21 protein-coding genes are annotated in these 23,905 nt (G+C 70.8%); 4 read left to right on the top strand and 17 right to left on the bottom strand.

Annotated features, from left to right (window positions below; translation table 11 throughout):
- Nucleotides 1–33: 33 nt before the first annotated feature.
- From HUA76_RS26940 to HUA76_RS26880, 13 genes are all read right to left on the bottom strand, one after another.
- A complete protein-coding gene (locus HUA76_RS26940; protein ID WP_254614505.1) occupies nt 34–1,098 on the bottom strand; it encodes a DUF3103 domain-containing protein in 1,065 nt (354 codons plus the stop codon).
- 302 nt (nt 1,099–1,400) lie between these two features.
- Nucleotides 1,401–2,411: a sulfotransferase family protein gene (locus HUA76_RS26935; RefSeq protein WP_174462463.1), complete on the bottom strand. Its 1,011-nt coding sequence runs from the start codon at nt 2,409–2,411 to the stop codon at nt 1,401–1,403.
- Entirely contained in the window at nt 2,408–2,614 is a 207-nt protein-coding gene (locus HUA76_RS45585) for a Nif11-like leader peptide family natural product precursor (protein WP_174462462.1), read from the bottom strand. Before HUA76_RS45585 ends, HUA76_RS26935 begins: the two co-directional genes overlap by 4 nt.
- Nucleotides 2,604–3,212: an aspartyl/asparaginyl beta-hydroxylase domain-containing protein gene (locus HUA76_RS26925; protein ID WP_174462461.1), complete on the bottom strand. Its 609-nt coding sequence runs from the start codon at nt 3,210–3,212 to the stop codon at nt 2,604–2,606. Before HUA76_RS26925 ends, HUA76_RS45585 begins: the two co-directional genes overlap by 11 nt.
- A gap of 31 nt (nt 3,213–3,243) precedes the next feature.
- Complete coding sequence (locus HUA76_RS26920; RefSeq protein WP_174456749.1) at nt 3,244–5,037, bottom strand: diguanylate cyclase domain-containing protein; 1,794 nt, start codon at nt 5,035–5,037, stop codon at nt 3,244–3,246.
- A gap of 87 nt (nt 5,038–5,124) precedes the next feature.
- The gene (locus HUA76_RS26915; RefSeq protein ID WP_174462460.1) at nt 5,125–6,552 is read right to left on the bottom strand and encodes a CHASE2 domain-containing protein; all 1,428 of its coding nucleotides are present in this window, start codon (nt 6,550–6,552) and stop codon (nt 5,125–5,127) included.
- A 9-nt stretch (nt 6,553–6,561) separates the two neighbouring features.
- Nucleotides 6,562–7,734 (bottom strand): FecR domain-containing protein, encoded by a 1,173-nt coding sequence (locus HUA76_RS26910; protein ID WP_174462459.1) that lies wholly within the window; start codon nt 7,732–7,734, stop codon nt 6,562–6,564.
- Nucleotides 7,731–9,605: an OmpA family protein gene (locus HUA76_RS26905; RefSeq protein ID WP_174462458.1), complete on the bottom strand. Its 1,875-nt coding sequence runs from the start codon at nt 9,603–9,605 to the stop codon at nt 7,731–7,733. The genes HUA76_RS26910 and HUA76_RS26905 overlap by 4 nt, the downstream gene beginning before the upstream one ends.
- A complete protein-coding gene (locus HUA76_RS26900; protein WP_141646148.1) occupies nt 9,605–9,979 on the bottom strand; it encodes a response regulator in 375 nt (124 codons plus the stop codon). Before HUA76_RS26900 ends, HUA76_RS26905 begins: the two co-directional genes overlap by 1 nt.
- Nucleotides 9,980–10,088: 109 nt before the next feature.
- A complete protein-coding gene (locus HUA76_RS26895; RefSeq protein WP_141646149.1) occupies nt 10,089–11,450 on the bottom strand; it encodes a sigma-54 dependent transcriptional regulator in 1,362 nt (453 codons plus the stop codon).
- A complete protein-coding gene (locus HUA76_RS26890; RefSeq protein ID WP_174462457.1) occupies nt 11,447–13,570 on the bottom strand; it encodes an ATP-binding protein in 2,124 nt (707 codons plus the stop codon). The genes HUA76_RS26895 and HUA76_RS26890 overlap by 4 nt, the downstream gene beginning before the upstream one ends.
- A gap of 152 nt (nt 13,571–13,722) precedes the next feature.
- The gene (locus HUA76_RS26885) at nt 13,723–14,406 is read right to left on the bottom strand and encodes a phosphoribosyltransferase (protein ID WP_174462456.1); all 684 of its coding nucleotides are present in this window, start codon (nt 14,404–14,406) and stop codon (nt 13,723–13,725) included.
- A gap of 184 nt (nt 14,407–14,590) precedes the next feature.
- A complete protein-coding gene (locus tag HUA76_RS26880; protein ID WP_246137533.1) occupies nt 14,591–14,875 on the bottom strand; it encodes a hypothetical protein in 285 nt (94 codons plus the stop codon).
- 237 nt (nt 14,876–15,112) lie between these two features.
- Here HUA76_RS26880 and HUA76_RS26875 point away from each other — a divergent pair, with 237 nt between their 5' ends.
- The 4 genes from HUA76_RS26875 (at nt 15,113) to HUA76_RS26860 (ending at nt 19,484) form a co-directional block, all read left to right on the top strand.
- The gene (locus HUA76_RS26875) at nt 15,113–16,297 is read left to right on the top strand and encodes an SRPBCC family protein (protein WP_254614503.1); all 1,185 of its coding nucleotides are present in this window, start codon (nt 15,113–15,115) and stop codon (nt 16,295–16,297) included.
- Nucleotides 16,298–16,499: 202 nt separating this feature from the next.
- Entirely contained in the window at nt 16,500–17,693 is a 1,194-nt protein-coding gene (locus HUA76_RS26870) for a sensor histidine kinase (protein ID WP_174462455.1), read from the top strand.
- On the top strand, nt 17,668–18,381 hold the full coding sequence (locus HUA76_RS26865; RefSeq protein ID WP_141646154.1) for a response regulator: 714 nt from the start codon (nt 17,668–17,670) through the stop codon (nt 18,379–18,381). Before HUA76_RS26870 ends, HUA76_RS26865 begins: the two co-directional genes overlap by 26 nt.
- Nucleotides 18,378–19,484 carry a sensor histidine kinase gene (locus tag HUA76_RS26860; RefSeq protein ID WP_174456742.1) on the top strand — a complete coding sequence of 369 codons (1,107 nt, stop codon included), beginning with the start codon at nt 18,378–18,380 and terminating at the stop codon, nt 19,482–19,484. Before HUA76_RS26865 ends, HUA76_RS26860 begins: the two co-directional genes overlap by 4 nt.
- A gap of 36 nt (nt 19,485–19,520) precedes the next feature.
- On the opposite strand, the gene HUA76_RS26855 is transcribed toward HUA76_RS26860, so the two are convergent.
- From HUA76_RS26855 to HUA76_RS26840, 4 genes are all read right to left on the bottom strand, one after another.
- Complete coding sequence (locus HUA76_RS26855) at nt 19,521–21,413, bottom strand: M56 family metallopeptidase (protein WP_174462560.1); 1,893 nt, start codon at nt 21,411–21,413, stop codon at nt 19,521–19,523.
- Nucleotides 21,413–21,802: a BlaI/MecI/CopY family transcriptional regulator gene (locus HUA76_RS26850; RefSeq protein WP_141646159.1), complete on the bottom strand. Its 390-nt coding sequence runs from the start codon at nt 21,800–21,802 to the stop codon at nt 21,413–21,415. The genes HUA76_RS26855 and HUA76_RS26850 overlap by 1 nt, the downstream gene beginning before the upstream one ends.
- A 105-nt stretch (nt 21,803–21,907) precedes the next feature.
- Nucleotides 21,908–23,329, bottom strand: coding sequence for a sigma-54 dependent transcriptional regulator (locus HUA76_RS26845; protein WP_174456740.1), 1,422 nt, complete (start codon nt 23,327–23,329; stop codon nt 21,908–21,910).
- Between the two features lie 19 nt (nt 23,330–23,348).
- Nucleotides 23,349–23,870: an OsmC family protein gene (locus tag HUA76_RS26840; RefSeq protein WP_174462454.1), complete on the bottom strand. Its 522-nt coding sequence runs from the start codon at nt 23,868–23,870 to the stop codon at nt 23,349–23,351.
- Nucleotides 23,871–23,905: the final 35 nt, after the last annotated feature.

Below are 23,905 nucleotides of genomic sequence, written 5' to 3'. Positions count from 1 at the left end.
GGCGCCAGGTCGCCTCTGGTTGCCTACGTCCTGCTACTGGCCCGCGATTTCATACGGTCTCAGAGACACCACCGCGTTGCCGCGTGCTCCACCATGGTTGGTGTAGAAGTGGTTCTTCTCCACGGTGTAGTACGAATCAACGTAGTCGTCGTCGTTGCTGAACCATTCACTGGGCATGCGATCCACCAGTCCGCTGCCCAGGGCCACGAGGGCGGAGATCTCCGGATGGCCCAGGGCCGTCAGGATTTGACTCGCGATGGTGAACAGGTGGCTCACCAGCTCTTGATAGTTGGTGTTGTCGTCGTGCTCCATGAGGACGACGTTCGCCGCCGCCCAGCGGTAGCGGTCCCAGAAGATCAGGACCTGGTTGGGCGAGTAGGTCCGACCGTCTTTGTCCAGATAGGGCATGTCGACGATATCCAATTGCGGCTCGTCGCGGCTGGGGTCGACTCCATTGACGATGGCGTAGACCTCCGCGTCACCGGAGATCCAGGGCTCCTCGTCGTCGTTCAGGTAGATGCGATCGAGCATCGTCACCGGCGTGCTGGTCGCCGCCGCGCTGACGGGCTGGAGCGGCATGGGACGCTGGCCGAGAGCCACGAGGCGCTCGCGCATCAGCTTGATGCCGGCGGCCAGGTCTCTCCGCGAGTCGATGTCCACCACCAACACCGGCTGTTCGGGCATGCGGTGCACGTCAAGGTGGTGCACGCCGCCAAGGCGGTCGAAGGCCTCGATGAATCGCCACTGGGAGTCATTCCCATCCGGCTCGTATGCATAGAGGGGTTCAACGCCACGCTTCAGCGCCGGCAGCATGGAAGCACTCGCGAGGCGAAGCTGCAGCAGGCTGTCGAGCTCGCGCTCCAGGCCCTTGCGCTGGCGGATGGTCAGGTCCGCTCGCCCCGCCACGGCCGTGACAGAGGAGGGGGCCGACACCGTGCTCAGCCATTGCTTCAAATCTACCGCCAGGTGCTCGCCACTCAAACGCGAGGCGAGGTCCCTTCGCAGCACCGAGTCCTGCTTCGCCAGCGTCAGCGCCAGCTCGCGTTTATCGGCGGCCAGCGACACGCTGATGCGTTCGCGCGACGCCGCTGAATTCAAGGCAGCGGCTTGAGCTTGGGAAGCTTCGCTCAGGCAGACGAGCAGCGCGACGACCATCCCTATCCGTTTCATTGGATTTTTCCGGTGGTTGAGTGGGGTGATGGGCCAGCGGCCGTATGCGCACGGCAAGTCTGTCCCAGACACAATTGAGCACGGCCCGCACTCCGAAGTCGAACGTCCTCTGGGCTTCGCCCGGTTCCGTTCTCTCCCGCACTTCGTCTGGACTTGTAGGTACAGACAGTGGTCAGCACACGACGACGCAGCAGGTCAAAGCTGGCATGGCCAGACATCTCCATCCCGGCTCATCCGCGTGCGGCGTCGTCGCGCAGGCGCTCGGCTTCGAGTGAGTCGTAGACCTCGCGGACCCATCGTTCGGCCATCGTGCGGGAGGTGTTGGAGACAGTCCGGGCCTTGTCCTCGGTGTCATCCACGAACGGGAGCACGGGGTTCTTCGCGTCGCGCGCGGCGGCGGAGGCCAGCAGCCCTGCCTCGGCGGGCGTCGGCTCCAGCCCGAAGAGGTCCACGAGCTGGGACACCGCGCTGTCCTGGATCTGGCGGTAGTTCAACAGCCGCGCGGGCCCCTGCCGTTCTCGATAGGCCCGCAGCCCCGCATCACAGAGTCGCGCGAGCACCCGAGCCCCGTATTCCTCCATCGATAGCTCCGCGAGCTGCCCCGGCTCCAGGCCGACTCGCGCGGGCTCCAGGACTCCCGGCAGCATGTGCGCGCCCCGGTGCTTCTGGTGCGAGGCCATGACCTCCACCGGGTCCCGATAGAGGAACAGCCACGGCACGCCGGGAAACGCGCGCTGGAGCAGCGGCAACTCCAGCACGTGCCACGCGTCCAGCTTGAGGAAGACACCGTCCTCCTCGGGATGCCGCCGCTGACCGAGCGCGGCGACCACGGCGCGCAGCCACTCGATGCGTTGCTCGTCGGTGACGTGTCGAAGGCGCAGATGCAGGCGCAGGACGACATCCACGGGACTCGCCTCGGACAGCACGATGTGACGAGGCAGTGAGGCCAGGAGCTGCGCGAGCAACGTCGAGCCACAGCGGGACATGTGGAAGACGAGGCCCTTGACGGGCAACCCCGGCCGCGCGGCTTGTCGCGCCACCAGCGTCTCCAGCGAAGTCTGGTGCCGGAAGAGCAGGGCGAACGGATGGCGAAGCCTTCGCTCCAGCGTCTCGTCGAAGAACGGGTCCGTGAAGCGCCTGTCGCCCAGGTGGCACCAGTCGACGCGAGGCGCCTCCCCATCCACATGGATGCGCGCGGGAATCCACCCGTCCAGTCGCGCGTCGGCCGGTGCGAGGCTCATACCCAATCTCCGAGCCAGCTCCGGCGCGCGTCCCTCATCAGGTCGCGAAGCTCCTCCGCGGTGAAGTGACAACCGTGCTCCGCGCCCAGTCGTGTCGCCAGGGCGAGGAAGGCCGGCACATCCATCCGAGCTCGCAGTGCCTCCTGGAGTGAGACGTCCTCCAGGACGCGCTGGCGGAAGCGCTCGAAGTCCTCAATCGACACGGACGCCGCCCTCGCCACCAGGTGCCATGGCCCGAGCGAAGACCTCGCGGAGCCAGTCATCCACCACGCAGTCGAGCACCAGGTGCACGCGGTCCGTGTCCCCGAAGTTGTCCACGCGGTGGGGGAGGTTGAAGTTCAGGTACCAGCACTCGCCGGGCCGCAGGTCCACGCGCTGGCCCGCGAGCACGAAGGCCACGTCGGGATGCGTGACGATGGGGATGTGCAGGCGCACCTCGCCATCCTCGAAGCCCAGGTTGTAGTCCGTGTGCTCGCGGATGTGCGCCCGTGCGGCGAGCTTCAACAGTCGCGCGGAGCCGATGGGACACTGAAACGCCGCGAGCGCCTCGCGAAAGGCCGGGCAGCGCGCGAGCAGCGGCGTGTCCTCGTAACTCTGTCGCGCGGTGGGGTCGGGGTACAGCCGTCCCTCCATTCCGCCCACGGAACGCAGGGGCACGCCGCTCCAGTCGCCCTCGTAGTACCGGGTATTGAAGTGCGGCACCCAGGTCTCCGCTGGCAAACGTGCCAGCTCCTCCTGGAGCCGCACCGCATCGAAGGCGAGGGGCAGTCGGAGTCGGTCGGGCACAGGTGAAGGAGCCATGAGACCCGGTTCTACACCGTTCCCCTGTCCGTCAGCCCGTGCGGGTCCGGGCGCGGTGGTCGGCCTTGGCGCGGGAAAGGGCCGCATGCGCTCGGGCGAGCGTCTCCCGGGGGTCTTCTTCACCCTCGACGGCCACGGCCGCGCCATGGAACTCGAAGGACTCCAGCTCCTCGTGGAGCTGTGCGCGCAGGGCTTCCGTGGCCCGGGCATCCTGACCCGGCAGCGCCACCAGCAGCGTGCCGCCCTCCCATCGCACCGCGAAACCGGACGGCACGCCCACGTCTTCCAGGCGTCGAGCCACGTCGCGCAGCGCGTTGTCTCCCGCGTCGAAGCCGTGCCGGAGATTGAGCCGCCCCAGACCCACCAGGTCCACCAGGAGCACCCCACAGGGCACGCCGTCCCGTCGGCAGCGACCAATCTCCCGCAGCAGGCGCTCTTCGCCCACGCGCCGGGTGGCCAGCCCCGTCAGCGGGTCCACGCGCAACATCCGCTCCCGCTCGTCCTTGGGCGAGACTCCACCCAGCTCGGAGAGCGTCAGGAGCTGCGCGGTGCCGCCCGGAATGGGGAACGGGCGCGCCACCCAGCGAATCCGGCGTGGACGTGGGTGCTCCAGGGCCAGCGTCAGGTGCAGCCCTCGGGATGACTCGGACGCCAGGTCGAGCAGCAGCGAGCGGCCCGATGGATCCGCCGTCAGCTTCGCCACATGCTGGCGGAAGTCGTCGAACGTCAGCTTCGGAATGCCCTCCAGCGGCAGGCCGAGCATCTCCGACAGCGCGGCGTTGCCTGCGAAGGGCTGACGTCCCGGCGCCACCAGCAACGTCGCCACATCGAGTGCCTGGATGGCATCTCTGATTTGCGCCAGCGCGGCGACCTCCGAACGCGAGGGCTCCTGTCGCGAGCGACCCAAATCCCTCGCCTCCATCCGCGCGCGGGACCGCAGCTCCAGGTCGCCCGCCACGCGCCGGGCCAGCTCCCGCAGCGCCGCCAGGTCCTCGGTGCCGAGCACCAGGGGCCGCGTGTCGATGACACACAGCGTGCCCAGCACCTCGCCACCAGGCGTCACCAGTGGCGCGCCCGCATAGCTGCCGACGATGCCGTCGCGCACCAGCGGGTTGTCCCGAAACACCGGATGGCGCGTGGCATCCGGAACGACCAGGGACTCGCGGCCCATCACCACGTGGTGACAGAAGGCCCAGTCCCTCGGCGTTCCCCTGTCCCGCGCGAGCGCGTGCGGTAGCCCCACATGCGCCTTGAACCACTGGCGATCACCCAGCACCAGCGTCAGCAGCGCGACGGGCACGGCGAAGGCCTGGGCCACCTCTGTGACCAGCTCCTGGAGCTCCGCCTCGGGTGGGCCTTCATCCACCAGTCGCATCGCCTCGATGCGCGCCAGCCGCTGGTGCTCCTCGTCCGGGGTATTCTCCGTGGGCGTGGAGGGCAGGGGGCGTTGTCCCGCGAGCACGCGTCGCACGGTGTCTCGCACCGTCTCCGCGGGCGCGCGGCGGCTCAGCAGCGAATGGATGCCCAGGGCGTCCTTGAGCTGCCATGCTCGCACGCGCAGCTCGTCGAAGGCGGTCACCACGACGACCTGTGTGCCCTCCGCGTCCTGGCGCTCACGCAGCCAGGTCAGCAGCGTGAACCCGTCCACTCGCGGCAGCGCCAGGTCCGTGAGGAGCAGGGCGGGCGCGCTGCGCTGGCGCACCACCTCTTGCGCCTCCGCGCCATCCCGGGCCAGCACGCCTTCGAGCCCCTCGCCGGCGACGAGGGCGAGCAGGCCAGCGGCTCGGTGGGGGTCGGGCTCGGCGATGAGGGCGTAGCGGGCCATGTCCCGTGGATGCTGCCACGGATGCACGCGGGCGGGTTACAGGGCTGAACCTGGCGGGTTGCTCGGGTGACGCTCGAGGGCAGGGCCCTACCGGGGGTCGCCCGGCGTCACGGAGGTGCCCGGGGAGGATTGGGGGTAGCGCACGAAGAGCCGGCGCAGCGCTCCCCGCTGACGCCCCAACTCCTCCGTGCGCGCCGCCGAGTCCACCAGCAACATCAGCCCCAGTCCCACGCACGCCGGTATCAGCGGCAACACCCAGCCGAAGTCCGCCGCGAGCCAGCCCACCAGCGCGACGTGCACCCCGGTGAGCCCCAGCGCCGTGCGAGCCACGGCCCCCAGCGTGCGCGCGCGTCGGCAGCGCCAGCCGAAGACCAGCAGCAACCCGGCCGTCTCCAGCAGGCCCGTGAGGGCCACGATTCCCGAGGAGCGCATCAGGCGGTCCGCGCGCAGGTTGTCCAGCGCGAACGCGTGAATCTCCACGCCCGGCACCGCCACCTGACCCGGGAGCGTGCTCTGTCCGTGGAGTCCCGTCGCCGTGACTCCCACGAAGAGCGTCTTTCCGCGCAGCGCCAGGTCCAGTCCCACCGAGCGCGGATCCGCGTGGAGCACATCCGCCAGACTCACCCGGGGAAGCCAGTCCGGCGCGGGCAGGCGCATCAGCGGCGCGCCGTGGTCGAGGGTCGCCCGGCGCTGCAGGGACTCGCCCTGCTCGGGCATCAGGCGCAGCGCGGTCGCCAGGGCCAGGGAGGGCCAGACGTGCTCACCCACGCCGACGGCGTAGGGATAGCGGCGGATGACACCATCCGCGTCCACCAGCATGTTCAACATGCCGCTGCCCTGTGCCGCCATCCGCAGCGGGGCGATGCTGCCGGCGACCTCTCGGGCCTGGAGCCGCAGCGCGCCCACGGGCAGCGGCAACGGCGAGCCGAGCGCTCCGTCCGCGAGTGGCGGCATCAGCGACACGTCCTCGGTGAGCGCGGCGGCGCCCAGGATGACGCCGCCGTTCTCCGCGAGCGCCTCCGCCAGCCGGGCATCTCCGTCCTGCGCATGAAGCCGGGCTTCCAGGTCCGTCACCAGGGCCGCGCCCGCGGGCTGGTCCGCGAGGCCCGACTCTCGCAACGCCGCCAGCATGTCCTCCCCCAGCTCCAGCGCATCGCGCGAGCCGGGCTGGTCGAACACCACGTCCACCGCCACCGCCGAGGGACGCTGGGCCGCCAGCGCGCGGAAGGCCCGGGCCCACGTCACGCGCGACAGCGGCCAGCGCTCGCCCAGCGCGGACAGGGCCCGGTCATCCACCTCCACCAGCACCAGGTCCGCGCTCCGAGGGACTCCCGGCAGGAGCCGGCTCACGGCCTGGTCATACAGCGCGCGTTCGAACAGCCCCGGCGCGCCACCCGTCACCGCCGTCACTCCGGCCAGCGCCAGTCCCACCACCGCCGCCAGTCCGCGCAGCAGCGGCGGGGAAGGGCGAGGCAGGCGCGGGCCACGCGCGGGCGTCTCGGGGCTCGGGCTCATTCGAAAGTCTCAGGGCCGGAGGTCGAAGGCGAAAATCTTCGACGGGAAGCCGATGAAGCCATCCGCGTCCACCGGCAGCACGCGCCAGAACCACTTGCCCGCGAGGCCCGCCGGCACGGCGAACTCCTGGGCCTGGGACTCGAACGTGCGCACGCCCGCGGCGAAGTCCGCCGTCCGGCCCAGCTCCACGCGGTACGTCTTCGCGCCCGGCACGGTGAACCACTCCAGCTTCGGCGCCGTGGTGAAGCTCCCACCGCGCGGTCCGTTCAGCAGCGGTGCGGCGAGCAGCGGTCGGGGCGGCTCCGGCGCGGCTCCGGGCAGCACGCGAGAGCCCTGGCCTCCGGCCACCTCGACTTCGCCCTTCTCCGCGCCCAGCGCCACCTTGCCTTCGAGCGTCTCCAGGCGACTGCCGCCGTCCTCCTGCGCCGACACCCGGAACTGCGTGCCTCTCACGCCGGCCACCGCGCCTCGCGTGCGCACCTCGAACACGGAGCCGTCGCCCCCGGGCGCGGCGAGGGTCTCCACGGAGCCGCGCATCAGCTCCAGGCGCACCACCCGCTTCGCGTTGGCCCCCAGCTCGATGGCCCCCAGGCGCAGCATGCTGTCGGACAGCACGCGCACCCGGCTCGCATCGGCCAGTTCCAGCTCCGCGCTCGCGTCCTTGCTCGTGTGGAACAGCTCACCGGTGTAGAGCGAGTCACCGACGCCACGGGGGCGAAGCTCGTCGGGAGCGGCGCCCGCGGAGACCTCACCGCTGGCCGCGCGCACCCGGGCCACCCGAGGCTGCGTGGGACGCTCGACGTACGCGAGCTGGAGCTGACCCGGCTCGCCCGGTACCGCGGGAGGCGCCACCGCGGAGACGCGCGTGCGTGACACGCCCGCCGACACCAGGATGTCCGCCGCGGCCTTCGCCACCGCGAGCCCCTGACCGTCCAGCCGCTCCGCGTCGGGCAGCCGCGCGGCCACCGTCACCGCGCGAATGGCGGGACGTGCCGCGAGCGCTTCCGCGACGTGCTTCAAGCAGGCTTCCGTCGAGGGCCCCTTCGGCTCCAGCTTGCGCCCCATCTCCACGCGGCCGTTGACGAAGCGCAGGCCGCCGCAAGGAGCTTCCGCCGTGTCCTGGGCCCGGGCCTGGAAGGCCGCGAGCGCGAACACCATCAGGCAGGGAAGGGTCCGGGTCATGGCGTGGCCTCTTGTGCCGAGGGCTCGGCGGTCTTCACGATGTTGAACTCGACGCGGCGGTTGTTCTCACGACCGCGCGTCGTCGCATTGCTGTCCACTGGCTTCGTCTCGCCGTAGCCCATTGCCTCCAGGCGCTCCGGCGCGATGCCGGCCTTCAGCAGGAACTCCCGCACGTTGTTCGCGCGGCGCTGGGACAGGTCCAGGTTGCTCGTGTCCGAGCCCTGGTCGTCCGTGTGTCCCTCCACGCGCAACCGCTCCAGCTGCGGGTTCGCCTTGAGCACCGAGGACACCTGCGCCAGCAGGCTGAAGGACTTGGGCAGGATGACGTCCTTGCCGGTGGCGAAGTAGACCTTCTCCAGGATGACGATGCGCGAGCCTTCCAGCCGCACGCTCGCCTTGCCCTTGTCGGGGCACCCATCCTCGTCCTTCACCCCGTTGATGGCCTCGGCCTCCAGCGGACAGGCATCCACCGCGTCCGGTACGCCGTCGCGGTCATTGTCCGCATCCGGGCAGCCGTCCGTGTCCTCGAAGCCGTCCATGTCCTCGGGCTCCGAGGAGCAGCGGTCCTCCGTGTCGATGAGGCCGTCTCCATCCGAGTCCACCGGCGCGGGCGCCAGCGTCAACGGAGCGCCAGGCGTCGCGGCGGAGGGCTCGGTCGTCGAGGGTGCGTTCGGGTCCTGCGCATCCGGGCACCCGTCCTCGTCCTGATAGCCATTGAAGGTCTCCGGCTCGCCAGGGCACACGTCCGGTCCATCGAGGATGCCGTCGCTGTCGTCGTCTGGATCCAGGCAGTCGTCGTCGTCCTGGAAGCCATCGAAGTCCTCGGGCCCCAGCGCGCACTGTCGCGAGGGCGTGGCCGCCGGTGGCGAGGCCGTCCAGGCCAGTCCTCCGAGCACGCGGAAGCCCGGCGTGCCGTAGCCCCGCGTGAGTCCCGGGCCCGCGCCCAGGTGCGCCGCCAGCTCCTCGGTGAAGCGGTACTTCACCGCGCCGAGCGCCTCCAACGGACGCTCCTCGGCGTTCGTCTCCTTCAGCCCCAGCGCGCCGGACAGGGTGGCCGCCACCGACAGCGCCTGGGTGAGCGGCACCTCCGCGCCCACGCCATACGAAAACTCGTTGCCCACGCGCAGGTTGCGCAGCTGCTGCTCGCCGCGCAGATTCACTCCCACGTTGGCCAGCAGGCGCAACGAGTCTCCGGCCCACTCGGCCACGAGCCTCGGCTGGAAGGTCAGTCCCTTCGTGCCCAGGAAGTCGGAGCCGCCCCCCGTGGGCAGCGTCACCGGCGCGACGAGGGCCAGGTGCAGGCCACCTTCCGTGGACAACAGTCTGACCTTCGGCACCAGTCGGAGGTCACCCACGCCCGTGCCGGCGGCGCCATCCGCCAGCGTGGGCGAGATGGCCGTTGCGGGCTGTGACGTCGTCGTGGAGACGGGGAGCGTCACACCCAGCTCCAGCCGGTCGAACAGCGCCACCGCGCCCATCAGGTCCAGCGTGAGCTGGCTGTCGACGATGCGGTAGACGAACTCGTCGCGGCGAGGATCCAACAGGTTGAGTGGGTTCTCCCCGTAGTTGACCGACAGCCCCACGTTCCATTCGAGGTGCTTGCCCACGCGCGCGCCATGCAGCCCCAGCACGTCGTAGGCGCCGGGGCCCGGCTTGTACTGCTGCACGTCGATGGCCTGCGAGGCCTGCGCCTGCGCCCGGGCCGTGCTCGCTGTCAGCAGCAGGGCGCCCAACAGCGCGAGGACGGTGGGCCCTCGGAGATACGCCGCGTGGCGCGCCAGGGTCCTCGAACTCCGTCCACACGACGCGGGACGAGGTGGGTGGGATTGCACTCGCATGTCCCGACGGTGCCAGAAGGGAACGGCCCACATCAACGGGCCGCCAACAATTCAGAGACGTGCCGAGCCAGCGAGGGCAGGGGCTGAGGCTTGGGCAGCACCAGGTCCACTCCCAGCTCCCGGGCCCGCGCCGTCAGCTCCGGCGACGCGAAGGCCGTGAGCAACACCACCCGGGTGTCCGGTGTGTAACGGCGCACGAAGTCCGCCAGCACCAGGCCTTCCTCGGACTGCGTTCCGCTCAGCCGCAGGTCGCTGATGACCAGGTCATAGCGGCCCGTCGTCATCAGCCCCAGCGCCTCGTCCAGCGCCTGCGCCGAGTCCACCCGGTACCCCGCGCTCGCGAAGAACTGTCCCAACACCCAGCACAGCGCGGATTCGTCGTCGACGATGAGGAGGTTCTGGGACACGCGCCGGCCGTGAGCAAGTCAGGGGCCAGGGGTCCTTCTCACCCGGGCCCCATGACTTTCCCGGCACTTGCGAGCACGGCCGCCCCGCCCTGGTGCCGGGTTTTCCAGATCATGGATCCGACTTCTGGAATCCAGATCTGTTGATTCCCAAACGTTTCAGGCGCTCATAGAGGGAGGAGCGGGGGATTCCGAGCCGGAGGGCGGCGCGCTCGACGTGGCCGTTCTCACGTCGCAGCACGCGCTCGATGTGGCGGCGCTCCAGCTCTTCCAGCGTCAGGTCGTCCTCGACGCGGGCCTCATCGGCGGAGGACTCGAAGCGCAGGTCTCCGCGTGACAGGGGGCCGCCGCCGGACAGCAGCACGGCGCGCTCCAGCACGTTGCGCAACTCGCGGATGTTGCCGGGCCAGGGGTAGCGCGTCAGCGCGGCCTCCGCGTCGGGCTGGAGGCCCACGCCGCCGCGTCCGCGTGCGCCGCCCATCTCCGCGAGGAAGTGGCGGGCGAGCACGGGGATGTCCTCGGTCCGCTCCCGCAGCGCGGGCACATGGAGGATGAGGGTGCTGACGCGGAAGTAGAGATCGCTGCGGAAGCGCTTCTCGCGGGTGGCGACGCCCAGGTCCTGGTGTGTGGCCGCGATGAGGCGCACGTCGACGCGCCTGTCTCGCACATCCCCGAGCCGGCGGAAGCGCTTCTCCTCCAGCACCTTGAGGAGCTTGGGCTGGACGGCCATGTCCATGTCGCCAATCTCGTCGAGGAAGAGGGTGCCCCGGTCCGCCACTTCCAGGAGGCCCTGCTTCGCGGCCACCGCGCCCGTGAAGGCGCCCTTCTCGTGACCGAACAGCTCCGAGTCCAGCAGGTCCTTCGACAGCGCGGCGCAGTTGAGGTCCACGAAGGGCGCGTCCGCGCGCGGGCCGCCCTCGTGGAGCCAGCGCGCGAGCACGCTCTTTCCGCTGCCCGTCTCGCCGGTGACGAGCACGGGGCTGTCGCTGTGCTGCATGCGCCCGGCTTCGGCGCGCAGGCCCTGGATGGCGGCGCTGGTGCCCAGGAACGGGTCCACCGTGGCGCGCGCGGTGCGGGACAGGTCGGCGCGAAGGCGCTGTCGCTCGCGGCGCTGGGCCACCAGCCGCTCCAGCACGACCTTGAGGACGGCCAGCTCCACGGGCTTGGTGAGGAACTGCTCGGCGCCTTCCTTGACGGCCTGGACGGCGAGCTCGATGGAGCCGTGCCCGGTGAGGACGACGAGCGGCACGGCGGCGTCGATTTCCTTGAGGCGGGGCAGCAGCTCCAGCGCGGTGCCGTCCGGCATCCGGTAGTCCACCACCGCGACGTCGGGGCGGTGCGTACGGAAGACTTCCTGGGCCTCGGCGAGGCTCTGGGCTTCGTCCACGTCGAAGCCGTGGGCGGTGAGGTAGCCCCTCATGCCCAGCCGGACACCGGGCTCGTCGTCCACCAGGAGGATGCGGGTACGTGTCATGAGGCGAGCGAGTCCAGGTGCAGGCTGACGGAAGGCGAGGACACCGCTGGTAGCAGCAGCGTGACTTCGGCGCCACCCTCCGGGTGATTGCGCAGGCGAATGACGCCCTGATGCTCCTCCAGGATGCGCTGGACGATGGACAGGCCCAGGCCGGTGCCGCCCCTGCGCTTGCTGAAGAAGGGCTCGAAGACGTGAGGCAGGTCCTCCTCGCGGAAGCCCGGCCCGCCGTCCCGCACGGTGCAGCGCACCCAGGCGCGGCCTTCCTCCTCCAGGGGCGAGGTGGCCACCTTCACGGTGGTGCCCGCGGGCGAGTGCTGCACGGCGTTCTCCAGCACGTTGCGGAAGACATGGAACAGTCGACGTGAGTCCATGCGCACCGTCGGCAGGGCCTCCGCGAGCGTCTGCGTCACCGTCACGCGGGACTGCTCCCCGGTGAGCGCGCACGCGGCCAGCGCTTCCTCCACCACCGGTCGCACGGGGCCTTCCACCCATTCGCCCCGGGTGGGGCGGCCGTACTCGAACAGCTCCTGCGTCAGGTGGTTGAGGCGACGCACCTCGCCGCGCAGCACGTCCAGGTACGGGGCCAGCTCCGCGCGAGCGCCGACGGTGGCCTCCACGGCGTCCACCACGGCGGAGATGGAGAAGAGGGGGTTGCGGACCTCGTGGGCCACGCCCGCGACGATGGCGCCCATCGCGGCCATCGTCTCGCTGCGGCGCAGGCTGGCTTGCAGCTCCAGCAGCCGCGTCACCTCGGTGGCGACGACGATGATGCGCGAGTCCTCTCCGCCGACCTCGTCCACCCACGCGGCGGCCAGCTCCCACGTGCGGCGTGAGCGCGGGTCCTTCACCTCTCGGATGAGGCTGCCATGCGTGCGGCGAAGCTCGTCCACCAGCGGCAATGTGCTGGACCAGGGAGGCTCGCTCGCGACGGTGGACAGGGGCTGGCCGGAGGGGTCCAGCCCGCCGAACAGGATGCACGCGGCGGCGTTGAGGCTCTGGATGGTGCCGTCCGCGCCGAGCACGACGAGCGGCGAGGTGACGGCGTCGAACGTGCGGCGCCACTCCTGGGCGGAGCGACGGAAGCTCTCATGGAGGCGCTGGCGCAGCTCGTCCGCGAGGTACCGGTCGGTGATGTCGGTGACGACGCAGCCCACGTGCAGCTCGCCCTGGTTGTCCTTCGCGGAGGCCGCCGCGCGGCTGCGGACCCAGCGCACGCGGCCGTCGGCGCAGATGAGGCGGTGCTCCAGCTCCACCTCGGAGCCGGGCGCGAGCGACTCGATGCGGGCGCGGTAGCGGGCGCGGTCCTCGGGGTGGATCATCTCCGCCCAGAGCGGCGGCGGGCCGCCACCGGGGCCGGGCTCGGCGAACGCGGACGCGGGATAGCCGGTGGTGCGCTCGATGACGGGCGTGCAGTAGAAGTCGCGCAGCGCGCCGTCGCGCAGCTTGCCGCCCCACAGGTAGTCGGGCAGCGAGCGCGTGAGCACGTCGAGGAGGCCCTCGTGTTCCTGGAGGCTCTCCTCGGCGCGCATCCGCTCGGTGAGCTCCGAGAGCGAGGCGATGACGCCCAGGACTTCGCCGCCCGTGCCGCGCACGCGCGAGTAGCTGCCGAACCAGAAGCGCGGTTCGCCCGGCGCGGCGGGGGTCTCCACCTCGAGGCAGGTGTCCTGGACGGGCGCATCCGTCTCCAGCGCGCTCTTGAGTCGCGGCGCGAGGAGCCGACCCAGCTCTGGCATCACCTCCGACACGTGACGGCCCAGGTGTCCTCCCGCGGGCAGCCCGTTCATCGCCGCGAGCGCCGCGTTGACGTGGATGTAGCGCAGGTTCCGGTCGAAGAAGGCGAAGCCCACCGGGGTGACGTCCATGATGGCGTCGCGCAAGGCGCTGGAGTCACCGGCGCTGCGCAAAGCGGCGTCGCGCTCGCGGCGGGTCCGCTCCCGGGCGTGCGCGAGCAGCAACGCGGGAGTGCCGGCACAGGTCAGCACCAGGGCCGCGGTAGTGAGGACACGGGGCAGGGGGCTCGCGGCATCGGGGCTGGCCCAGGCCCACTCGATGAGAGCGGCGAGCGCGGTGGCCATGAGGACGGCCAGCAGCATCTGACGGCGGGTGGGGAACTCGTGCATGGGGGTGTGGGGAGCGCGAGCCTAACCGGAATCGAGCCCGCCACCGCGCCACCGGAGCTTGGGACAGGTGCTCCCGTTGTTCGGTGAGCAAGGGGGCGGGTCCTCGATGCTCCTGCCACATGCGGGTCTGCGAGGACCGCGAGGGCGCGCGCTCACCCAGGGGCTGGATGCGCCTCTACCATGGACGACTCACGCGCGGCGCGCTCCAGGAGGTCCCTGACCTCCGCGTCGGAGGTCTGCTCGAACTGGCGATACCAGAGGCCCACGGCGAAGAACGGCTCCGGGGTCCGGACGCACACCGTCTCGTCCGCCAGCGTCGCGATGACCTCGCAGGTCTCCAGAGGTGCGACGGGCACGGCGACGACGATGCGAGCGGGCCCTTGCTTCCGGAGCGCGGCCACGGCTGCGCGCATGGAGGAGCCGGTGGCGAGCCCATCATCGACGAGGATGACGTTGCGTCCGCGCACGTCCAGGGCGGGTCTTCCCTGTCGGTAGCTTGCCTCGCGGCGCTCGAGCTCCCGGCTTTCGCGCGCGGCGACCGCGTCGATCTGCTCCAACGGGATGCCCACCTCCTCGATGACCTCGGGGTTGAGCACGCGCACGCCGCCGGTGGCGATGGCGCCCATCGCCAGCTCCTCGTGTCCGGGCGTCCCCAGCTTGCGAACGACGAACACGTCCAGCGGAGCACCCAGCGCGCGCGCCACCTCGTAGCCCACGGGCACTCCGCCGCGCGGCAGGGCCAGCACCCGGGTTTCAGGGCGGTGACCATGATGTGCGAGACGCTCCGCGAGGGCTCGACCCGCCGTGGAGCGGTCCTGGAACGCAGGTCCCTGCATGCGAAGCTCCTTGTCCGTGTGCCTCCTGGCGCACTTCTCCCCTTGAAATTGGGCACGAGCGAACGAAGAGGAACGTCTCGCCACTTGTCGCCAGCCCGGAGAGAGGGCGAGGTCGACGCGGTGTCCGCTCGCCCGTGGCCCTGGCACATCGAGTGGCCACCCAGACAGACAGGCGGCCCCTGGCTCAAGTGTCCTGGGAGCCCGGTTCGCCCGCGATGATGGTGGGCATGCCCGGCTGCCCTGGGGGCGGCGGGTCATGGATGCCAGGCGGGGTGATGTCGGGCGGCAACGGCGGCTCGATTTCCGGCGGCTGACGCATGGGCGGGTCCTGCTCGGGAGGATTCCGCGTCGGCGGCTCGCGCTGGGGATGCTGGGGGTCGGGTTCCTTCACGGGATTGTTGGGCGTCGGCTCGCGCGTGGGAGGCAATGGCGACGGCGGTCCGGGAATCGGCGGTTGCTGCTGGGGCATGCGTGTGGAGCTCCTGAAGAGGTCTGCGGCTGTCCGTCCGCTCAAGGTGTGCATGCCCGGGCAGGCGGGCACCGTCCCGTCCATCTCCCGAGCGGGGCCTCGTGCCCTCCCGGGCTCCAGGGGTGACGAGCGTCCCTTCGGGGCCTGGAGCCGTCGGCCCGTGGCTGCTGCACCGCGGCATGAGCGCCTTCACGTTCCCCGGATGGGGCTCATCAAAAACCGAACAGGAGGCACGACATGAAGGCAGCCTTTTGGGGTCTGGGAGGTCTGGGGCTGGGCGTGGGGTTGATGTACTGGTCCGACCCGCGCAGTGGTCGCTGGCGCAGGTCTCATCTGCAGGGCAGGGCGGTGCATGCCGCCCACGAGGCCGGAAGCGCGGCGGGGGTCGTGAAGCGCGATTTGACCCAGCGCTCGCGGGGCTTGTTCCTGGAGTCCATCGGACGGTTCCGCTCGGAGACGGTGGATGACGTGACGCTCGCCGAGCGCGTCCGGTCGGCGCTGGGCCGCGTGTGCTCGCATCCCGGATCCGTGAAGGTGGCCGCGCGTGATGGCGTGGTGACGCTGGAGGGCTCCCTCCTGCTCGAGGAGTTCAAGCGCGTCATTCCGTTCATCGGTCGCGTGCGCGGCGTGCGCGGCGTGGAGAACCGGCTGTTGCCCTTCGCGGAGGCGGGCCGTCAGTCCGAGCTGCAGGGTGGCGTGGCACGGCGGGGACCCACCCGGACGTTCGGTTCGGCGCACTGGTCGCCCTCCGCGCGTTTCTTCGGCGCGCTCGGTGCCGTGTCCCTGGCTTCGGGGGCCATCCAACGCGGAGGCGTCCTGGGCGCGCTGCTCGGCGCGGGAGGCCTGGTGCTGGGGCTGCGCGCGCTCAGCAACCTGGAGCTGCGTCGGCTCACCGGCATCGGCGTGGGGGCTCGTGCCATCAACCTGCACAAGGACATCACGGTGAATGCGCCGGTGGAGGAGGTCTTCGCCTTCTGGGATGCGATGCAGAACTTCCCGCGCTTCATGACCCACGTGGACGAGATTCGCGTCGACACCGACGGGCGCTCGCACTGGAAGGTGAAGGGCCCCGCGGGCCTGCACTTCGAATGGCAGGCCGTGGTCACCCAGCGCGTGCCCAACAAGCTGCTCGCGTGGAAGAGCGTGCAGGGGACTTCGGTGGAGAACGCGGGCGTCATCCACTTCGAGCCCACGCCAAAGGGCGGCACGCGGGTGGACATCCGCCTCGCGTACAACCCGCCCGCGGGCGCCATCGGCCACGCCTTCGCGCGACTGCTGGGCGTGGACCCCAAGCGGCAGATGGACGATGACCTGCTGCGCCTGAAGTCCCTGCTGGAGCGCGGCAAGGCCACGGGGCGCGAGACGGTGACGCGCGAGTCGCTGTCGCTCGGGCGCGGGGGGCGGGAGTCGCTGATGCACTGACGCAGTTGGAGCGGCGAGCGAGCCGCCTCGGCGCCCACACGTCCAGCCTCGCGCAGGATTTGCGCACCCTCGGCCCCGAGTCGATGGGTGCGCATTTCTTGCGCGCTCCTGGGTCGTCCATGCCCTCGTGTGGCTGGCTCGGTGCTTGCTTCGGAGTTCCTCCTCCGATGCGGGGCGAGCGGTTAATCTGGGCCCCGACACCATGGCGGAAACCTTGTTCGAGGAGCTGAAGCGGTACGTGGGCTTTGGAGCGCGGGACGAGCAGTCACTCGTCGGCCTCCATGCCATCGCGCATCCGCATTTCCCCCGCATCGCTCGCGTCTTCTACGACCGCATCCTGGAGCACGAGGGCGCGCGTCGGGCGCTGGAGGGCGGCGAGAGCCAGGTGGGCCACCTGCGCGGCACGTTGCAGGTGTGGATGGACCAGCTCCTGCGGGGGCCGTGGGACGAGGCCTACTTCGCGCTGCGCTGCCGCATCGGCCGCATGCACGTGCGAATCTCCCTGCCGCAGCACTACATGTTCGGGGCGATGAACGTGTTGCGCCAGGAACTCAACGCCATCATCGACTCGGCGTACCTGAATCAGCCGGAGACGTTGCACGGCGCCCGCGCGGCGCTGGGGCGCATCCTGGACCTGGAGCTGGCCATCATGCTCCACACGTACCGCGAGGACCTGCTGGCGCAGCAGGCGCGCAACGAGCGACTGGCGACGTTCGGCCAGCTGGTGGGCTCCATCGGCCACGAGCTGCGCAACCCGCTGGGCGTCATCGAGACCTCGCTCTACATCCTGCGCAGCCGCGCGGGTCCGGTGGTGGATGAGCGCACGACGAAGCACCTGGACCGCATTGGCGAGCAGGTGGGCATCGCCAACCACATCGTGTCCGACCTGCTAGACATGATTCGGGACCGGCCGCTGCAACGCCAGGAGGTCTGGCTGGACGAGGTCTGGCAGGAGGCCCTCAAGGCCGTGGCCTGTCCGGAGGGTGTCACCGTCAAGACGGAGGGACTCGTCTCGCTGCCACCGGTGCACGGGGACGCGGGGCAACTGCGTCAGGTGTTCGTCAACCTGTTGGAGAACGCCGTGCAGGCCCTGGAGGAATCGGGGGGCGGCGTGTCGCTGGTCGGCACCGTGCGCGAGCCCGGCCAGGTGGAGCTGGTGTTGGAGGACACGGGCCCTGGGGTCAGCGAGGTCATCCGGGGACGGCTCTTCGAGCCGCTGATGACGACGAAGGCCCGGGGCATCGGCCTCGGCCTTCCGCTGGTCCGGCGCATCCTGGAGCGCCACGGTGGCACCATCACCTATGCGCCGCGCCCGGGAGCGGGTGCGCGCTTCGTGATGCAGCTCCCCAGCTCGCCCGAGGAGGGCCCCCATGCGACGCTACCTCCTGCTGGATGACAACCGGGCGCTGGCGGAGAACCTGGCCGAGATTCTCCGGGACGAGGGCCACCAGGCCACCGTCGTCAGCTCGGGTGACGAGGCCCTGCGCGAGGTGGGCGCCACGCGCTTCGATGCGCTGGTGACGGACATGCGCATGCCCGGCATGAGCGGCGCGGACGCGGTGCGACGCATCCGCCGCGTGGACCCGGGGCTCGCCGCCGTCGTGATGACGGCCTATCCGCGCGAGGACGATCTGGCGACAGCTCGGCGCGAGGGACTGCTCGCGGTGCTGCCCAAGCCCGTGCCCATCTCCACGCTGATGGGCCTGCTGGCCAATGCGCGGCGCGACGGCCTGGTGGTCGTGGCGGAGGACGACCCGGCGCTGAGCGACAACCTCTCCGAGGTGCTGCGCGCGCGCGGCTTCTCCTGCGTGACGGTGTCGTCGGTGCTGGACGCGGACCTGCTCTCATGCGCGACGCCATTCGCGGCGCTGGTGGACCTGCGCATGCCGGGCGGGCCGGATGGAGAGACGCTCCGGCGGTTGCGGGCGCGCTACCCGAGCCTGCCCACCTTCGTCATGACGGCGTGGCCGGACCTGGCGCCGCTGGACGTGGGCGTGGATGTATTCTCCAAGCCCTTCGACACGGGGGCGCTCATCGGCGCGCTGGAGACGAGGTACGCCGCGCGCCCCGGGGCCACGCCATGAGCGAGCCCCTTCCCCAGCCTCCCGCGCGAGTGCTCGTCGTGGACGACAACGCGGCGTTCCTCGACAACCTCGACGAGCTGTTGGGAGACGCGGGCTATGCGGTGCGCGCGGCGTCGACGTGCCGCGACGCACGGGAGAAGGCGCGCGAGGGCTTCGATGTGGCGCTGGTGGACCTGCGCCTGCCGGATGGTGACGGGACGGCGCTGGCGGCGGAGCTGAAGGCGGGAGCCCCGGACTCGGAGGTCGTGCTGCTCACGGGCTTCGCCACGCTGGAGACGGCCGTGGCGGCGGTGCGCGCGGGCGCGTGTGCCTACCTGATGAAGCCGTGCGCGCCGCGAGAGCTGCTCCTCACGCTGGAGCAGGCGATGCGGCAGGTGCGGCTGCACGCGGAGAAGCGCGAGCTGGCCCGGCGCGCGCAGGTGACGGAGAAGCTGGCCGCCGTGGGGACGATGACGGCGGGGCTTTCCCACGAGATTCGCAACCCGCTCAACGCCGCTGCCTTGCAGTTGTCCGTGTTGGAGCGGCGCGTGCGCAGGCTGCCGGATGGACAGCAGGGCACGCTGCTGGAGCCCCTGCTGCTGGTGCGTGACGAGATTCGCCGGTTGGACCACATCCTGGAGGACTTCCTCCAGTTTGCCCGTCCTCGGGAGTTCCGCCCGGGCTCGGTGGACGTGAAGGTGCTGGTGCGCCGCGTGGTGGACCTGCTGAGCAGTCAGGCCGAGACGCGGAAGGTGACGCTGACGCACGGTGTGCCGGAGGCGCCGTTGCCCGCGCTGTCTGGAGAAGAGGAGCGGGTGCGGCAGGTGCTCATCAACCTGTGCCTCAACGCGCTGGAGTCCACGCCCGCGGGAGGCCGGGTGACGCTGACCGTCGGCGCGGACGAAGCGCGGGTGTGGATCACCGTGGACGACTCGGGCCCGGGCGTCCCGGAGGCCATGAGGGATCGCATCTTCGAGCCCTTCTTCACCACCAAGGCCCAGGGTTCGGGACTGGGGCTGCCCATCGTCCACGCCATCGTCACGCAGCACGGCGGGACGCTGGAGGTGGGCGCGGCGCCCGGAGGTGGGGCTCGCTTCCTGCTGCGCTTGCCGGTGGCGCGGTAGCGGACCCGCGCGCACCGGGAGAAAGCCCGTCGACGCTCAGAAGCCGACGGGCGGAGTCACGAGGCTGGTGGAGGCGGCGCTCGCGCAGAGGATGCAGGCGCTCTGGTTGGAGCCGTCCGCGCGCTGTCCCGGCTTGTCCGCGCTGGCGACCTGACGACGCTCGTCCATGCCTCCGCCGGGCTCGTTGGTGAACCAGACGTCGAACTCGTAGTGCACGGGCACGGGCTTGCCATCCAGCATCGCGGGCTCGTAGCGCCACGTGGTCAGCGTGCGGATGATGCCGTCTTCCAGGCCGGAGAGGCTCTGGAGGGACTTGCAGTCGGTGACGGTGCCCTCGGCGGTGATGGTGCAGCGGGTGACGACCGCGCCCTTGGGGACGGCGTTCACGCGCGAGCGTATGTTCTGGGTGAGGTCCGCGAAGTGCAGCCTGCGCCCCGTCAGGAAGCGGGGAGGGGTGATGCCAGGGCCGAGCGTGAAGACGCCATCCTGCTCGGGCATGGGCCTGGTGGAGGGCGGCGGAGGCGTCGGGGTGGGCTTCGCGACTTCCGGCGTCGCTTCCGCCACCTGGACAGGGGCGACAGGCACGCTGTCGATGGCGACGGCGGGGGCGGCCGGCTCCGCGTCGAGCGGATACGGCGTTCGGGACAGCTCCGTGCGGACAATCCCCTCCGTGTCCGGGATGAGCAGCGGACGCGGGCTGGGCTCGCGGGCCTTCTTCGTCGGGGCCTTGGCCGCCGCGCGGACCGGACGACTCACGGTGGAGGTGAGGTTGGCCGGGATGACTCGCGGCGTGGGCGCGACGAGGGGCCGGTGGACCCGGGGCTCCTCGATCTCGAAGGCGCGCTCGTGATTCGAGACGGGCGAGGCCTCGGTGGAGGCGGTGTTGGAGGTGGGCGGCACGGCCATCGCAGGCAGGGGGACCTGGGAGGTGCCCAGGGCAACGGCGAGCGCGGCGCCCCCCAGTCCGCTGACCAGCCGCCAGGACCTGCGCGGGGCACGGGGCTCCGGCACGGCCAGGAGCCGGCGGATGCGCGCGAGCAGCGAACCCCCATCCGCGCCGAGCGCGAGCAGGGCGGACGGCGGCGCGCGGAGCTGTTCGATGAGCGCGAGGGCGCGCGCATAGAGGAACGCGTCTCCGCAGGACTGCACGGCGAGGTCATCCGCGCAGTGCTCGCGCTCCTCGCGAATGCGGTGGGACAGCCACCAGACGGCGGGGTGGTAGAACAGGAAGGTCTCCACCAGGGCCTGGAGCAGGTTGACCAGGTAGTCGTGGCGCTGGATGTGCGCGAGCTCATGCGCGAGCACCGCTTCCAACTGCGCGGGTGTCAGGCCAACGATTGCGCCTGCGGGGACGAGGATGAGGGGGCGCCACAGGCCGATGACCTGGGGCACGTCGACGCGGGCGGACGCCAGCAGTCGGACGGGGCGCGTCAGGCTCAGCCGCGTGAGCGCCTGTGCCAGCGCGTCACGCCAGGCAGCGGCGGGCTCCTGGGTGTGCAGTCGGGAAAGCCGCTGGGCCGCGTACCAGGAGATGACCATCCGCGCCGACAGCAGCAGCACGCCGCAGCACCAGGCCGGGAGCAGCCACGGGCGCACAAGCTCCAACCAGGAGGTGCTGGCCGCCACCGTCGCCGGAGACGCCACGTCCACCAGCGAGGTGCCCGGAGGCAGCGTCGCCGACAGGAGCATCTCCGCGGACAGGCCGCCCGACGTCGGAGTCACGGGGACCGACGTCCCCCACAGCGCGCCCAGGAACGTGCCGAGCGGAAGCAGCGCCATGGTCAGCAGGCCCAGACAGGCGACGACATAGCGGCCCCGCGCCGAGCGGCGCGACATCAGGGCCAGCAACCCCGCGACCACCAGCGCCACCGCCGCGCCCTGCCAGGCGAAGGCGAGCAGGGCTTGTTCCAGCGAGTCCAGCACGTCCATCACTTCCCCCGCCTCTCGTGCTCGTCGAGCAGCTTCCGGATCTCCGCCAGCTCCTCCGCGGAGGCCCGCTTCATCGAAAGCGCCTGGGCCACCACGCTGGACGCGGAGCCGCCGAAGGCCCGGTCCATCAAGTCCCGCAGCAAGTCGCGCTGCGTGCGCTTCTGGCTCAGGGCCGCTTCGTAGACATGGGTGCGCTCGCTCTCATCGCGCTGGACGAGCCCCTTCTCCGTCATGTTCTGCAGGAGCTTGAGGACCGTGGTGTAGCCGGTGTCCTTGTCCTGCGTGTCCCGGAGCGACTCATGCACCCGACGTACGGTGCTGGGCCCCAATTGCCAGAGGACACGGAGGATGGCCAGCTCGGCGCGCGTCGGCTGCGGTGGAACGGGCATCATTCGCGAAAGTATTACGACGTACGTCGTAACTGTCAACGACGGACGTCGTAGATGCCCGTCATGGAACACCGCGTCGCCCGCGCGTCGGTGTCCGGCTTCGCGTCAGGACTCGGCGGCGAGGTCTCCGGGGAGTTCGTCGGCGTCGGGCTTCGGGGGCGCGCCGTCGGCCTGGGCGCCGTACTCCTTGAGGCGGTACTGAATCTTCCGCACGCTGATGCCGAGCACCTCCGCGGCGCGCGACGTGGAGCCCTGCACCATCTCCAGGGTGCGGAGGATGGCCTCGCGTTCGATGGCCGCGAGCGTGGCGCCGGGGATGAGCGCGCCCTGGCTCGTGCCGGTGGGACGGGGACCGCGCAGCACGGGTGGCAGGTCGTCCGTCGCCAGCTCCTGTCCCTGGGTGAGGACCACGGAGCGCTCGATGGCGTTCTCCAGCTCTCGGATGTTGCCCGGCCAGTCGTGCGCGAGCAGCGCCTGGAGCGTGCCCGGTGCCAGGCCGCGCACGTGCTTGCCGTAGGCCTCGCCGTACTTCTCCAGGAAGTGGTTCACCAGCGCGGGGATGTCGCTCTTGCGCTCCCTGAGCGGCGGCAGCGTCACGCTCACCACGTTGAGCCGGTAGTAGAGGTCCTCGCGGAAGCGGCCCGCCTTCACCTCCGCGGCGAGGTCCCGGTGCGTCGCGGCGACGATGCGCACGTCCACCTTGAGCGTCTGGGTGCCGCCCACGCGCTCCAGCTCGCGCTGCTGGAGCACGCGCAGCAGCTTCACCTGCACCGTGGGGGAGATCTCCCCGATTTCGTCCAGGAAGAGGGTGCCGCCGTCGGCCAGCTCGAAGCGGCCTTCCTTGCGCGCGAGCGCACCGGTGAAGGAGCCCTTCTCGTGGCCGAACAGCTCGCTCTCCAGCAGGTTCTCCGACAGCGCCGCGCAGTGGACGCGGATGAAGGGCTTGTCGCGGCGGGGCGACTCCTGGTGCAGCGCCTGGGCGATGAGCTCCTTGCCGGTGCCGGACTCGCCGAGGATGAGCACGGTGGCGCGGGTGCTCGCCGCGCGGCGCACGACGTCGTAGATGCCCTGGAGCTGAGGGGACTCGCCGATGATGTCGTGGAAGCGCCGCACGCGCGTGCGGACCTGGTCTCGCAGGGCCTCCGCCTCGCGGCGCAGGCTGCGCTTCTCCAGGGCCTTGGACAGGATGACGAGCACCTGGTCGGCGTCCAGCGGCTTGAGCAGGAAGTTGTCCGCGCCGGACTTCATCGCCTCCACGGCCATCTCCACGCTGGCGAAGGCCGTCATCATGACGAACGTCGCGTCGCTGCCCTGCTCGCGCGCGGCGCGCAGCAGGGTGAGGCCGTCCATCCGGGGCATGCGCACGTCGGTGAGCACCACGGCGGGGGAGAAGTCCGACACGCGCGCCAGGGCCTCCGCGCCGTCGGCGGCCTCGGCCACGTCGTAGCCCTCCTCGTTCAGGATGGTGGCGATGGCTCTGCGGGCATTGTCCTCATCGTCGACGACCAGGATGCGCTGTGCGGACATGGAAGGGGGGCTCGAGGTGTCAGGGAAGGGTGAGGACCGGGATGGGCTTCAAGTGGGGGGCGTCGGGTTTCGCACGGGGGCTGGCGGCGCGGGCGTGCCACGTCTCCACCACCGCTTCGATGCGCGGCGCGATCTGGATGACCGAGCTGGGGAAGCAGTGGGCGGGCAGCTCGGAGAAGATGAGGCGCACCACCTCCGCGTCCAGGTCGGTGGCCACGGCCACGTGGGGACGGACGATGAGGTCGGTGAGGTGGGGTGGCTGGCCGGGACCGCTCACCACGCGGGCCACCGCGCAGCTCTGGTAGAAGAGGACAGTCACGTCCGCCTCGCGTGCGCGCTCCAGGAAGGCCAGCAGCGTGCGCCCCTCCACCGCGCCCACCAGCAAGGTCTCCGGCGCCCAGCGTCCATCGTCCGCTGTGCCCTGCTCGACGAGTGGCAAGCCGATGGGGACGGGCGGCGCACGGTCGCTCGTCAGGACGGCACCTCGCTCGCCCTGCCAATACAGACGCGTTTCGTACTCAGTGACGGTCACGGACGTCATGGGCGCTCCTTCCGCCGGGCCCTGTTCCGGCATTG

The organism is Myxococcus sp. CA056, from assembly GCF_013336715.1.
GTDB classification, from domain to species: domain Bacteria; phylum Myxococcota; class Myxococcia; order Myxococcales; family Myxococcaceae; genus Myxococcus; species Myxococcus llanfairpwllgwyngyllgogerychwyrndrobwllllantysiliogogogochensis.
This window is presented reverse-complemented; position numbering and strand designations above follow the sequence as displayed.

Excerpts from the sequence above, each read along its gene's own strand:
- HUA76_RS26870 (WP_174462455.1), top strand. The coding sequence starts at position 16,500 with ATGGCGGAAACCTTGTTCGAGGAGCTGAAGCGGTACGTGGGCTTTGGA.
- HUA76_RS26890 (WP_174462457.1), bottom strand. The coding sequence starts at position 13,570 with ATGCACGAGTTCCCCACCCGCCGTCAGATGCTGCTGGCCGTCCTCATG.
- HUA76_RS26910 (WP_174462459.1), bottom strand. The coding sequence starts at position 7,734 with ATGACCCGGACCCTTCCCTGCCTGATGGTGTTCGCGCTCGCGGCCTTC.
- HUA76_RS26875 (WP_254614503.1), top strand. The coding sequence starts at position 15,113 with ATGAAGGCAGCCTTTTGGGGTCTGGGAGGTCTGGGGCTGGGCGTGGGG.
- HUA76_RS26885 (WP_174462456.1), bottom strand. The coding sequence starts at position 14,406 with ATGCAGGGACCTGCGTTCCAGGACCGCTCCACGGCGGGTCGAGCCCTC.
- HUA76_RS26925 (WP_174462461.1), bottom strand. The coding sequence starts at position 3,212 with ATGGCTCCTTCACCTGTGCCCGACCGACTCCGACTGCCCCTCGCCTTC.
- HUA76_RS26865 (WP_141646154.1), top strand. The coding sequence starts at position 17,668 with ATGCGACGCTACCTCCTGCTGGATGACAACCGGGCGCTGGCGGAGAAC.
- HUA76_RS26840 (WP_174462454.1), bottom strand. The coding sequence starts at position 23,870 with ATGACGTCCGTGACCGTCACTGAGTACGAAACGCGTCTGTATTGGCAG.
- HUA76_RS26850 (WP_141646159.1), bottom strand. The coding sequence starts at position 21,802 with ATGCCCGTTCCACCGCAGCCGACGCGCGCCGAGCTGGCCATCCTCCGT.
- HUA76_RS26845 (WP_174456740.1), bottom strand. The coding sequence starts at position 23,329 with ATGTCCGCACAGCGCATCCTGGTCGTCGACGATGAGGACAATGCCCGC.
- HUA76_RS26895 (WP_141646149.1), bottom strand. The coding sequence starts at position 11,450 with ATGACACGTACCCGCATCCTCCTGGTGGACGACGAGCCCGGTGTCCGG.
- HUA76_RS26905 (WP_174462458.1), bottom strand. The coding sequence starts at position 9,605 with ATGTGGGCCGTTCCCTTCTGGCACCGTCGGGACATGCGAGTGCAATCC.
- HUA76_RS26920 (WP_174456749.1), bottom strand. The coding sequence starts at position 5,037 with ATGGCCCGCTACGCCCTCATCGCCGAGCCCGACCCCCACCGAGCCGCT.
- HUA76_RS26935 (WP_174462463.1), bottom strand. The coding sequence starts at position 2,411 with ATGAGCCTCGCACCGGCCGACGCGCGACTGGACGGGTGGATTCCCGCG.
- HUA76_RS26860 (WP_174456742.1), top strand. The coding sequence starts at position 18,378 with ATGAGCGAGCCCCTTCCCCAGCCTCCCGCGCGAGTGCTCGTCGTGGAC.
- HUA76_RS26915 (WP_174462460.1), bottom strand. The coding sequence starts at position 6,552 with ATGAGCCCGAGCCCCGAGACGCCCGCGCGTGGCCCGCGCCTGCCTCGC.
- HUA76_RS26880 (WP_246137533.1), bottom strand. The coding sequence starts at position 14,875 with ATGCCCCAGCAGCAACCGCCGATTCCCGGACCGCCGTCGCCATTGCCT.
- HUA76_RS26855 (WP_174462560.1), bottom strand. The coding sequence starts at position 21,413 with ATGGACGTGCTGGACTCGCTGGAACAAGCCCTGCTCGCCTTCGCCTGG.